Here is an 11,822-nt window from a genome sequence, read left to right on the forward strand (position 1 = left end):
GTCCACGTGCGCCCCGCAATCAAGGTCGGTCTGTCGACGGCCTCGGTCTACCCGATGAAGACCGAGGCCGCTTTCGAATTCGCGGCCAACCTCGGCTACGACGGCGTCGAGCTGATGGTGTGGGGCGAGTCGGTCAGCCAGGACATCGGCGCCGTGGCGAAACTCTCGCGGAAATACCGGATGCCGGTGCTGTCGGTGCATGCGCCGTGCCTGCTCATCTCGCAGCGGGTGTGGGGTGCCAACCCGATTGCCAAGCTGGACCGCAGCGTGCAGGCCGCCGAAAAGCTCGGCGCTCAGACCGTCGTCGTGCATCCGCCGTTTCGCTGGCAGCGCCGCTACGTCGAAGGATTCAGCGAGCAGGTCGCCGAGCTGGAGGCGTCCAGCGACGTGCTGGTGGCCGTGGAGAACATGTTCCCGTTCCGCACCGACCGGTTCTTCCCGGGCCAGAGCATGGAGCGGATGCGCCGTCGCGGCGGCGGGCCCGGGCCAGGTATCTCGGCGTTCGCGCCGTCCTACGACCCGCTGGACGGCAACCACGCGCACTACACGCTGGACCTGTCGCACTCGGCGACGGCGGGCACCGACGCGATCGACATGGCCGAGCGGATGGGGGAGGGCCTGGTGCACCTGCACCTGTGCGACGGCACCGGCCTGCCCGCCGACGAGCACCTGGCGCCGGGCCACGGTAACCAGCCCGTGGTCGAGGTGTGTCAGATGCTGGCCGCCGGCGACTTCGCCGGCCACGTCGTGCTGGAGGTGTCCACCTCGTCGGCGCGCTCGGTGCACGAGCGCGAGGCCATGTTGACAGAGTCGCTGCAATTCGCGCGCACGCACCTATTGCGTTGACAGACAAGGGAATTCGGATAAGTTGACCGCGTTATTCACTGAGGCGATGGAGCTTCGCGAGATCGAGTCCGACGGCGTCCACAGCGTCTACGACGGCGAGCTGAACAAGATCTGGACCATCGGGCCCAAGGTGCACGGCGGGGCGATGGTTGCGTTGTGCGCCAACGCCGCTCGCACCGCCCACGGCGGACCCGTTGAGCCGGTTGCGATTTCGGCCAGCTTCCTTTCCGCGCCCGACCCCGGCCCGATGCGGCTGATCACCTCGATGCGCAAGCGTGGCCGCCGGATCAGCGTGGTCGACGTCGAGCTGGTCCAGGGTGAGCGCGCGGCGGTGCACGCCGTGGTGACGCTTGGGGAGCCGGAGCACCTGGTGGCGCCGCTGCTGTCGGCCAATCCGGTGGTGGGTCTGATGGATCCCGAACCACCCGACGATGTGCAGGAGATCGCGCCCGGGCACCGGCTGTCGGGCCTGGTGAACCTCGCCGAGGGCTGCGAGGTCCGGACGCTGACCTCGACCCTGGGCCTGTCGAACGACGGCCGGCCGCCGGTGATTCAGAACTGGGTGCGCCCCCGCGACGTGGCCCCCGACGTGTTGTTCGCGTTGATGTGCGGCGACATCTCGGCGCCGGTGAGCTTCGCCGTCGACCGCACCGGCTGGGCGCCCACCGTGCAGCTGACCGCCTACCTGCGGGGCCTGCCGGCCGACGGCTGGCTGCGGGTGGTCTGCACCTGTGTGCAGATCGGGCAGGATTGGTTCGACGAAGACCACACCGTTGTCGACTCAACGGGCCGCATCATCGTGCAGAGCCGCCAGCTGGCGATGGTCCCCGCGCCCTAGCCACCGAAAGTCGGCCGAGTCTGCCATGCTGAGCGACATGGCCAGAATCGCTCTCGTCGGTGGGGGAAGCATGGGCGAAGCCCTGCTGTCGGGCTTGCTTCGGGCCGGACGGCAGGTCAAGGACCTGGTCGTGGCCGAGCGGATGCCCGATCGCGCCCGCTACCTGGCCGACACCTACGGCGTGCTGGTGACCTCGCTGCCCGATGCGGTGGAGAACGCGACGTTCGTCATCATCGCCGTCAAGCCGTCCGATGTGGCCTCGGTGATCGGCGAGATCGGCAAGGTCGCCGCGGACGCTGCGCATGACAGCCCGGATCAGGTGTTCATCACGGTCGCGGCCGGGGTCACGACGACCTACCTGGAGTCGAAGCTGCTGGCCGGGACGCCCGTGGTGCGGGTGATGCCCAACGCGCCGGCGCTGGTCGGCGCCGGGATCAGCGCCATGGCTGCGGGCCGCTTTGCGACCCCTGAGCAGCTCAAGGAGGTCGCCGCGCTGTTCGACTCGGTAGGAGCGGTGCTGACGGTCTCAGAGGAGCACATGGACGCCGTCACGGCGGTCTCTGGCTCGGGTCCGGCGTACTTCTTCTTGTTGATCGAGGCGTTGGTGGACGCTGGTGTCGGCGCGGGGCTCAGCCGGGCCGTCTCTACCGAGCTGGTTGCCCAGACGATTGCCGGTTCGGCGGCGCTGTTGCTGGACCGCATGGAGCAGGACCGGGGAACGGGTCCCGACGCGCGACGTGACCTGTCATTGGACACCACGGCGGCGCGGCTACGAGCCGTTGTTACCTCGCCGGGCGGCACCACCGCCGCTGCGCTGCGGGAATTGGAAAAAGGCGGTTTGCGGGCGGCCGTCGACGCGGCGGTGCGGGCCGCAAAAACACGCTCTGAGCAGCTAAGAATTACATCTGAGTAATTTATAGAATTTTATTTATTTGCCACCACCCGTCGCAATAACCACACTAGTCCCGCTATTCTCCTTGTTGGTATGCACCTGTGGGTGCCAGCGGAGGGGAAGCCGCTGGGACTGCAGGAGCCTGACTGATTGGGTTGCGATGACGTCTATGAACGGGCCATCGGCTGGCGGTAAACCGGGACGCGACACGGGTTCCGTAGACGGCCAGCAGCCCCGGACGCAATTCCTGACGGTTGCAGAGGTGGCAGCACTGATGCGGGTCAGCAAGATGACGGTCTATCGGTTGGTTCACAACGGTGAGCTGCCTGCGGTCCGCGTCGGACGGTCTTTCCGCGTGCACGCGAAGGCAGTGCACGACATGTTGGAGAGCTCGTACTTCGACGCTGGCTAGACGGACCGGAGTCGGGACCGCGCGTGCGGCCGCCGACACGTAAACCGTCGCGAAGACACGCCGCGACGCATCGCAACGGTTCATGTCTAGCGGCTATCCCGTCGTACCGATGAGCCATTTCGGCCCACCGGCACCGGCTTTGGTGTTCGACGTGTGCTGCCGGGTAGAGTGTGCGGGTTATTGCGGGCAGTCCAGCACAGATAGCGGAGTTATGGGTTCAGTAATCAAGAAGCGTCGCAAGCGGATGTCGAAGAAGAAGCACCGTAAGCTGCTTCGCCGCACCCGGGTGCAGCGCAGAAAACTCGGTAAGTAACCCTTCCGCTGCGCGCTGCCGTCGTGTGCAGCCGATGCCGCGACGGCGCGAGATCGTTAGGCTGTTCAGGTGGATTCGTCGGGCGGTCAGTCAGGTTCCGGCGCCGATACCGTGCATTACCCGAAAGTTGTGCTGGTCACTGGCGCGTGCCGATTTCTGGGCGGTTACCTGACGGCGCGGTTGGTGCAGAACCCGATGATCAATCGGGTCATCGCCGTCGACGCCGTAGCGCCCAGCAAGGACATGCTGCGCCGGATGGGACGCGCCGAGTTTGTGCGCGCCGACATTCGCAATCCCTTTGTGGCCAAGGTGATTAGAAACGGCGATGTCGACACCGTCGTCCACGCGGCCGCGGCCTCGTTCGCGCCCAGATCCGGCGGTGGTGCGGCGTTGAAGGAAATCAACGTGCTCGGCGCGATGCAGTTGTTCGCCGCCTGCCAGAACGCGCCGTCGGTGCGTCGCGTGGTGCTGAAGTCGACGTCCGAGGTTTACGGGTCCAGCCCGCACGATCCGGTGATGTTCACCGAGGACAGCAGCAGCCGTCGTCCGTTCCGCGAGGGCTTTCCGAAAGACAGCCTCGACATCGAGGGCTATGCGCGTGGGCTCGGCCGGCGTCGGCCCGACATCGCGGTGACGATTCTGCGGCTGGCGAACATGATCGGCCCGGCGATGGAGACCACGCTGTCGCGCTACCTTGCCGGACCATTGGTCCCGACGGTGCTCGGCCGCGACGCGCGCTTGCAACTGTTACACGAGCAGGATGCGCTGGGCGCGTTGGAGCGCGCCGTGATGGCCGGCAAGCCCGGCACGTTCAACATCGGCGCCAGCGGGATCATCATGTTGTCGCAAGCGATCCGGCGTGCGGGCCGAGTTGCATTGCCGGTACCGGGATTTGGGCTCGCGGCGCTGGATTCGTTGCGACGGGCGAACCGTTACGCAGAGATCAATCGCGAGCAACTCGACTACCTGAGCTACGGCAGAGTGATGGACACCACGCGGATGGAGCAGGAGCTCGAATACCACCCCAAGTGGTCCACTGCGGAGGCTTTCGACGATTACGTTCGCGGCCGAGCTTTAACTCCCATTATCGATCCGGAGTGGGTACGCTCCATTGAAGGTCGGGCCGTAGCAGCAGTGCAGCGCTTTGGTCCCCGAGCCAAAATCAATTGACGCGAGGGGAGGTTTTTTCTTTGGCGGGCGATTCGAAGGCGAAAGTCATTCCGCTGCACGGTAATTCGAACCGCGCGGCGGCGCAACGGCGTGCCGGTCAGCGCACGCAGACCCGCCAGCATCCCTCCCTGCTCACCGAGCCCGAGTCCCGGGCGTCGGCCGACGAGATCGCCGCCGTCGTACGCGAAATTGACCAGCACCGTCGCGGCGCAAACAGCCGAACGGCCATCGAGCAGCCCGCGAATGAGCTCGCGCAGAAGGTCAGCGCCGTCGCAGACTTCTTGCGGCTGCGGCTCTCCGGCGACTACCAGGTCGACGAATTCGGTTTCGACCCACACCTCAACGATGCGATCGTCCGGCCCTTGCTGAGGTTCTTCTTCAGGTCGTGGTTCCGCGTCGAGGTCAGTGGCATCGAGCATCTGCCCGACACCGGTGCCGGCCTGGTGGTGGCCAATCATGCGGGCGTGCTGCCGTTCGACGGGCTGATGGCTTCGGTCGCCGTGCACGACGAGCATCCCGCGCACCGGGATCTGCGCCTGCTGGCAGCCGACATGGTGTTCGACCTGCCGATGGTGAGCGCGGCGGCCCGGAAGGCCGGCCACACGATGGCGTGCACCGCCGACGCGAATCGACTGCTGGCCGCGGGCGAACTGACCGCGGTATTCCCCGAGGGTTACAAGGGGCTGGGCAAGCGCTTCAAAGACCGCTACAAGCTGCAGCGGTTCGGCCGCGGCGGTTTCGTGGCCGCTGCGCTGCGCGCCAAGGCCCCGATCATTCCGTGCTCGATCGTCGGCTCGGAGGAGATCTATCCGATGCTGACCGACGTGCGGCTGCTGGCGCGGTTGTTCGGGCTGCCGTACTTCCCGGTCACGCCGCTGTTCCCGCTGGCCGGCCCGGCCGGGCTAGTGCCGCTGCCGTCGAAGTGGCACATCGCGTTCGGTGAGCCGATCGACACCGCGCACTACGAGGGCGCCGACGCCGAGGACCCGATGGTGACGTTCGAGCTGACCGACCAGGTACGCGAAACCATCCAGCAGACGCTGTATCAGCTGCTGGCGGGACGCCGCAATATGTTCTTCGGCTGATTACGCAGCTGGCTTGACCAGCGTGAACTGGCAGACGTCGGTGGCGCCCTCGCGGAACGTCTCGGCACAACCCTGCAGGTACTTCATGTAGCGGTTGTAGACCTCTTCGGACTGGATCTTGATGGCCTCGTCCTTGCGGGCCGCCAGCGCCTCGGCCCAGAGGTCCAGGGTGCGCGCGTAGTGCAACCGCAGCGGCTGGACAAGGGCGACCTCGAAACCTTGCTTGGTCGCGTGCTTCTCGACCAGTTCCACCGACGGCAGACGGCCGCCGGGGAAGATCTCGTCCATGATGAACTTGGCGAACTTGGCCCGCGTGATCGTGAGCTTGAGGCCGCGATCCTGGAATTCCTTCTCGCTGGGGATCACGATGGTGTGCAACATCATGGTGCCGCCAGCCGGTAGCGCGTCCCAGGCCATCTTGAAGAAATCGTCGTAGCGTTCGAAACCGAAGTGCTCGAACGCGCCGATCGACACGATCCGATCGACGGGCTCGTGGAACTGCTCCCAGCCGTTCAGCAGCACCCGCCGCGTGCGCGGGGTGTCCAGCGCGTCGAACGACTTCTGAACGTGGGCGGCCTGGTTCTTGGACAGCGTGAGACCGATGACGTTGACGTCGTACTTCTCGATGGCGCGACGCAGCGTGGCCCCCCAGCCACATCCGACGTCGAGCAGCGTCATGCCGGGCTCGAGACCGAGTTTGCCGAGCGACAGATCGACCTTTGCTCGCTGAGCCTCTTCGAGGGTCATGTCGTCGCGCTCGAAGTACGCGCAGCTGTAGGTCTGGGTGGGGTCGAGAAACAGCTGGTAGAACTCGTCCGAGAGGTCGTAATGCGACTGGACGTCGTCAAAATGTGGCGTGAGATCGGTGCTCATTGGTCGGAACTCCCCCTACAAGGCTCCGGCTGACACTAGGCCCCAGCACGGATAGAAGCAATTGCGGCGATTGTCGCCTCCGCGTTCGCGTCGGGGTTGGAAGACTCGCCGAGCATGGTGACGATGCTGGTGATGATTGGTTTGCCATCGGCGTCTGTGACTTCGCTGCGGATCTCCGCGATCACCGTGCCGTGCGACTCGATGACCGAGTCCAAGTAGGTGTCGAAATACAGCCGATCACCGGTCTTGATCGGACGGTGGTAGACGAATTTCTGATCGCGGTGCAGCACCCGGGCCAGGTTGATCGGGATGTCGAACTTGGTGAAGACGTCCATCTGGACCCGCCGTCCGGCCACCGCGAGGAACGTCAGCGGCGCCACGGTGGAGTCGTAGCCGTATTCGGCGGCCGCTTCCTCCGTGTGGTGCGACGGGTGATCGTTGCTGATGGACTCAGCGAACTCGCGGACCTTTTCGCGGCCTACCTCGAAGTAGTCGGGGTACCGATAGTGCGTGCCGATCAGGCCTTCGGTGCCTGCGGGCAATGACATGCGCTGCTCTCCACTCTTACGGGTGCTCAGCGGCGCAGCTTATCAGCGAGATTGCCGTCTCGATGCGACCGCAGCCAGTGCACCGCCCGCCGCGCCCAGCGCCAGAGCCGACGGTACGCCGATGCGGGCTGCCTTGCGGGCGGTCCGGAAGTCGCGGATTTCCCAGCCGCGTTTGCGGGCGTAATCCCTGAGTGCCGCGTCGGGGTTGATCGCCACGGCGGTGCCGACCAGGGACAGCAATGGCACGTCGTTATAGCTGTCGGAGTAAGCAGTGCAGCGCTTGAGGTTGAGGCCCTCGCGGATGGCCAGCGAGCGCACGGCGTGCGCCTTGCCCGGGCCGTGCAGGATGTCGCCGACGAGGCGGCCGGTGAACACCCCGTTTTCGGATTCGGCGACGGTGCCCAGTGCGCCGGTCAGTCCGAGGCGGCGGGCGATGGTGATCGCGAGCTCATACGGCGTCGCGGTGACCAGCCAGACCTGCTGGCCGGCGTCGAGGTGCATCTGCGCGAGCTGGCGGGTGCCTTCCCAAATTTTGTCGGCGATGATCTCGTCGAAGACCTCTTCGCCAAGGCGCATCAGCTCGGCGGTCGGGCGACCTTCGATGAAGGCCAGTGCTTTGCGCCGGCCGGCGGCGACGTCGTTGCTGTTCTCTTTGCCGAGAACCTGAAACTTGGCCTGCGCGTAGATGAATCCGAGGACGTCGCGGTACGTGAAGTACTTGCGGGCGGCCAGGCCGCGGCCGAAGTGAACAAGCGACGAGCCCTGCACCAACGTGTTGTCGACATCGAAGAACGCCGCCGCGGTCAGGTCGACGGGCGGCTGCTCGGGTCCGGGTTCTTCGTCGGTTTGGACGTCTTCGAGCGCCCGCTCGGCGCTCGCGTTGGCGGCCGCCGTTTCGAATTGCTGCTCAACGGGGTCGGGTTCTGCGTTCGGGCCGGGTTCGACATTGCCCGGGCCGCCGGAAGCGGTCACGGTTTCACACTATCCGCCCGGGCGGAGTTGGGGCGGTTGACCGCGACGGTGTGGTTTGGATGGGCTACCTGGGAGTCCCGCGATGTCTGCCTGGTTGGTGCGTTAGGAGATCGTCGTGCTGACGCCTGCGGCAAGCGTCTGCGAATTCGGTCGCTAAATCTTCTCGCTCAACAAAGGTGCTGTACTGCTGATCATCTAGCCAATACGTTTCGATGTAGTCGACCATCGGATTCGACACTGGGATGCCGAGAATGTGTCTCTTCGACTCGGGGTCAACGCCGAGCCAGTAGTCGTGATCGTCGGAGGAGTAGGTGAACTCGTACGTCATCTACTTTCCTCCGAAATCTTCGAGGTCGACGACGATTAGGTCATCCGGCAGCACCTTGGAGCCATCAATAACCGCTTCGGACATGCCTTCTGGCAGCAAACCTCCCGGAAGCCAGTACTCGTTGGCGCCTGCTTCGTTACCTGACGGGATTCTGACATTGTAATTTTGCGCGCCAGGGACGTCGACGCGTATCACGTCGAAGTCCTTGAAGTAGCCGTTAGGCAAGCCGAGTGCTGATTCGACCTCGCCCAAATTGCCCGCGGCGATCAGGGTGTCAATCTCGCTGGTGGGGAACAGAAAGGTCGTCCCGTCGCGCTGGCCGATGCCATATTTATCTAGGTTCTCTTGCAGCATAAAGCGAGTTCCGCCCTGGTTGAATTTCTCAAGGTGTTGCTCTATGTACTCGGGCGACAAGTATTCGCTTGGGTCAGGGCGACTGCCCTTCGGTGTCGCGAGAATCTCGTCGCGCTTTTCATCAGTCAGGCCATGCATCGGCGGGTCATCCCCACCACCGTGGGCGTGCCCGCTGCTGAGCGATGAGGGAGCGTGCTGCGGGGCAGGGCTGGCGATTCCAGGTGCTGTGCCGGTAGGAGTGTCGGGCGCGGACGCCGTGGGGGCCGTGTGTGCCGACTCGTGCCCGGGCGCCGGTTGTGCCGGGCCGACGGGTGGCTTCGGCTCGGTGCCGGTTGTCGGTTTCGGAGTGGTCGGAACCTTGGATTCAGTGGCCCCGTAAGGCGGCAACGCGCCTTTAGCTGTGGGCGCGGGGCCGGGCTGGCCACCTTTGGGCGGGTCGCTGTGTGGCGGTTCGTTGCGCTGTGGCGGGTTCTCGTGGGGTGCTGGATTCGGTAGCCGGGTCGGGGTGGGTACGTGAAATCCCTTGGGCGCCTCGGCCGCATCTGCCCCGAGGCGGCCGAGTTTGGACACCTTGGACAACGCGCCGCCCGGAATGAGCGCCGTCGCTACGTCGAAGATGGTTTCGCCCGCTGCAGTGAACGGGTCCGTGCTCCACTCGTCCCAATGGACGAGGCCCTTGGCTTCCTCTTTCCAGGCCTCTTCCGCCTTTTGCCCGCCGTCTAGTCCGGTGAGAGCTTCGAGGTGTTCGAGCGAGCCGGATATGGACTGCCAGAAGCCCTTTGGGTCAACGACGGCTCGCAGCGGGTTGAAGTTCCAGATGCCTTTGAGGGTGCCTTCCGCTTCCGTGACGAAGCCGCCGAAAACCCGCCCAACATGGTCCAGCGCTCGGCCGACGTCGGTGGCGTGCAGGAAGTGGTCCCACTCCTTCTCGGCGTAGTGGGCCATCGTGGAAAGAATCGTTTTCGCTTCGGTGAGCGCGGCCTCGATCTGTTGCCCCAGCGCGTGGACTTCGGCGGTGAACTGGTTGACGATGACACGAATGTCGTTGGCGATCTTCTTGATTTCGTCTTCGTCCTCGTCGGTGAGGAGTTCCCAGACTTCTTTGATCCCGGTCGTCGGATTGCAGATGCGCGACAGCAGGTCGATGATCGCGGCGTGGACCGTGTCGATCTTGGACGCGTAGGACGTGAGGTGCGTCGCGATCGTCGTGCACTGTTGCAAGATGCCCGTCGCGCAGCGGTTGGTTTCGGTGAATGCCGCGGCGATCGCCGGGCCTTCTGGAATCTGTTGAGCGCCAATGATGCTCATCGGCCCGACTGCACCCAGTATTTCGCTGACCTGAAAATTCGTGCCGGCGCTGATCCAAGCCGCCGCCGCGCCACGCAGCTTGGCCGAGTTTCCGGTCGGCCAGATCATCCCGATGTAGTTGGCCACCCAACCCCAACCCGCCGGGACGCCGACGCCGCGGCCGACAGACGACGGCGTCGAACCCGCTGAGATTGCCCCGGTGGGATGAGGGCTCGGCAGGGCTTCGGTCTGTCCCGAGATGTTCGAGTGCGCCTCGGCGACGGAGTAGTTGTGCGCGGACACCCGCACGCCATCACCTAGGCGGCACACACCATTACGCGTGGTGGCCATCGCCTCGAGCAGCTTGGTTGACGAGTTGTCATAGCTGCGTCCAAAAGCCGCGCCCGCCGGATCGTCACCGGACATCCCCTGGCATCCGCCGAGCGCGGCAGTCAACGTCGACACGGTGGAACCTAAACCTTCACCGACCGAAATGACCTCTGCGCCAGCGCGATCCATTGCCGCTGGGTCGACCACAAGCGGAGCCATCAGCTCACGACCACATGGCAGAATTCGTCGCCATGGCTTGGGTGTAGTTGTGGTGGGTGCCGCGGCCGGCGGTGTGCAGCTGATTCAGTGCGTCCCGCATTGTCGCTTCACCGCGCGACCAGTGGAGGTGCGCCTCGGCGTGAGCGGCCGCGGCTTGGCCCGACCAGGTTTGGTGTAGATGCGTTACCAACGAATCGATTTCAGCCACGATGCTCTCGGTGTGCCGCACATACTCGGCCATTCGCTGGACCGCGTCGGCGAGCGAATCTGGGTCTACGCTGAACGCGTCAGCCACGGTAAACGCCATCCAATTCCTGGGCTGACGCGTCCTCGTGGGTTTGGAATTCGGTGCCGGTCATACCGATGGCTTTGGCAAGAATCGACAATCCCAGTTGCACCTCGCCAGCGCCGCGATGCCACGAATCCCACACCGCGGCATACGCGCCACCGGAGCCGCCATGCCACCCGTCTAGCAGTTCACGGACTTGGCCGTCGAGCTCGGCGAGTCGGCTATGTAGATCCTTTGCCGCGCTCGACAACGCTTGTGACGCAACGTGCATGGCCTCAGGTTGAACCCGCAACGGTGGATGGTCGGCCATAGCGGTAAAGCTAGAGGCCTCGGACCACGGGCACAATTCACCCTTGGCGCACAAGCGGCATCGCGGATTGCGGCTGTGAAGCAATGACATTGGTCATTAGTTTGGTAAAGAGGACGTGCCCATACCCATAGCCAATCGTGCTGACGAATGTCACCGCCAAAAGTTGTGTAGGTTCGTCGTCCGCGCGTTTGGTCGCTCAAAAGGTGAAGGGCGCAGCCCCATTGTTCGGGCTATGCTTCAGCGCGCAGGACCAGTGAACAGGAAGGTGTAGCTGGTGGTGGCGTTGACCCCGGCTGACGTCAAGCGCTGGGATCCTGATGCCATTCATGGGGTGTTTCAGATCGCCAGCAATCGGGCGGTGACGTTGCAGAGGTTGGGCGACAACCTGGGGCAGGTGCACGACACGCTGAGCGATTGGCGCGGGGATGCCGGGGATGCGTTTCGTGCTGATTTGGGCAAGACGCGTCGCGACATTGAGGCCGACGGGCAGGAGTCCAAGCAGGTGGCCGCGGCGGTGTCGGTTGCCGAAGCAGACGTGCGTGCGGTGAAGTCTGAGCTGGAGGGGATCGAGCAGGCCGCCGAGGGCTTTGGCTTTTCGATCACGCCGGACTGGCGCATCGAAGCCGGGATAGGTGCGATCGGGTTTGACCAGCTGACGTTGGCTGCCGAAGAACAGCTGCTGCAAGGACAACTCGACACTTGCAAGCTGCATGCCCATGACGCCGATGAGGAACTGGCCAACGCGGTGCGCGGTGC

At 64.6% G+C, this 11,822-nt stretch carries 13 protein-coding genes and 1 pseudogene; 8 read left to right on the forward strand and 6 right to left on the reverse strand.

Annotation, left to right across the window (positions count from 1 at the left end):
- The first annotated feature begins 6 nt into the window (after positions 1 to 6).
- The 7 genes from A5658_RS19725 (at position 7) to A5658_RS19750 (ending at position 5,556) form a co-directional block, all read left to right on the forward strand.
- Entirely contained in the window at positions 7 to 846 is an 840-nt protein-coding gene (locus A5658_RS19725; protein ID WP_067339129.1) for a sugar phosphate isomerase/epimerase, read from the forward strand.
- A gap of 22 nt (positions 847 to 868) precedes the next feature.
- Entirely contained in the window at positions 869 to 1,684 is an 816-nt protein-coding gene (locus A5658_RS19730; protein WP_067339131.1) for a thioesterase family protein, read from the forward strand.
- Positions 1,685 to 1,721: 37 nt separating this feature from the next.
- Positions 1,722 to 2,597 (forward strand): pyrroline-5-carboxylate reductase, encoded by an 876-nt coding sequence (proC, locus tag A5658_RS19735; RefSeq protein WP_197503169.1) that lies wholly within the window; start codon positions 1,722 to 1,724, stop codon positions 2,595 to 2,597.
- Positions 2,598 to 2,736: 139 nt separating this feature from the next.
- Positions 2,737 to 2,988, forward strand: coding sequence for a cell division/environmental response transcriptional regulator (locus tag A5658_RS19740; RefSeq protein ID WP_067339135.1), 252 nt, complete (start codon positions 2,737 to 2,739; stop codon positions 2,986 to 2,988).
- Between the two features lie 211 nt (positions 2,989 to 3,199).
- Positions 3,200 to 3,301, forward strand: coding sequence for a 30S ribosomal protein bS22 (locus tag A5658_RS27695; RefSeq protein WP_003402602.1), 102 nt, complete (start codon positions 3,200 to 3,202; stop codon positions 3,299 to 3,301).
- Between the two features lie 69 nt (positions 3,302 to 3,370).
- Positions 3,371 to 4,471, forward strand: coding sequence for an SDR family oxidoreductase (locus tag A5658_RS19745; RefSeq protein WP_067339137.1), 1,101 nt, complete (start codon positions 3,371 to 3,373; stop codon positions 4,469 to 4,471).
- A gap of 20 nt (positions 4,472 to 4,491) precedes the next feature.
- Entirely contained in the window at positions 4,492 to 5,556 is a 1,065-nt protein-coding gene (locus A5658_RS19750) for a lysophospholipid acyltransferase family protein (RefSeq protein ID WP_067339140.1), read from the forward strand.
- Here the strand turns inward: A5658_RS19750 and A5658_RS19755 are convergent, their stop codons facing one another.
- The 6 genes from A5658_RS19755 to A5658_RS19785 form a co-directional block, all read right to left on the reverse strand.
- A complete protein-coding gene (locus tag A5658_RS19755; protein ID WP_067339142.1) occupies positions 5,557 to 6,429 on the reverse strand; it encodes a cyclopropane mycolic acid synthase family methyltransferase in 873 nt (290 codons plus the stop codon).
- 35 nt (positions 6,430 to 6,464) lie between these two features.
- Entirely contained in the window at positions 6,465 to 6,977 is a 513-nt protein-coding gene (locus A5658_RS19760; protein WP_067339144.1) for a MaoC family dehydratase N-terminal domain-containing protein, read from the reverse strand.
- 42 nt (positions 6,978 to 7,019) lie between these two features.
- Positions 7,020 to 7,949: an HAD family phosphatase gene (locus A5658_RS19765; protein WP_067339146.1), complete on the reverse strand. Its 930-nt coding sequence runs from the start codon at positions 7,947 to 7,949 to the stop codon at positions 7,020 to 7,022.
- A 328-nt stretch (positions 7,950 to 8,277) separates the two neighbouring features.
- Entirely contained in the window at positions 8,278 to 10,383 is a 2,106-nt protein-coding gene (locus A5658_RS19775; protein WP_156751558.1) for an ADP-ribosyltransferse, read from the reverse strand.
- A gap of 88 nt (positions 10,384 to 10,471) precedes the next feature.
- Positions 10,472 to 10,762, reverse strand: coding sequence for a WXG100 family type VII secretion target (locus A5658_RS19780; protein ID WP_067339153.1), 291 nt, complete (start codon positions 10,760 to 10,762; stop codon positions 10,472 to 10,474).
- Positions 10,755 to 11,066 (reverse strand): WXG100 family type VII secretion target, encoded by a 312-nt coding sequence (locus A5658_RS19785; protein ID WP_067339156.1) that lies wholly within the window; start codon positions 11,064 to 11,066, stop codon positions 10,755 to 10,757. The genes A5658_RS19780 and A5658_RS19785 overlap by 8 nt, the downstream gene beginning before the upstream one ends.
- Positions 11,067 to 11,340: 274 nt before the next feature.
- Between A5658_RS19785 and A5658_RS19790 the strand changes: the two are divergent.
- Positions 11,341 to 11,822, forward strand: a pseudogene (locus tag A5658_RS19790) (hypothetical protein); the annotation flags it as partial.

The sequence above is a fragment of the Mycobacterium sp. 1245111.1 genome (assembly GCF_001673405.1).
Classification (GTDB): Bacteria; Actinomycetota; Actinomycetes; order Mycobacteriales; family Mycobacteriaceae; genus Mycobacterium.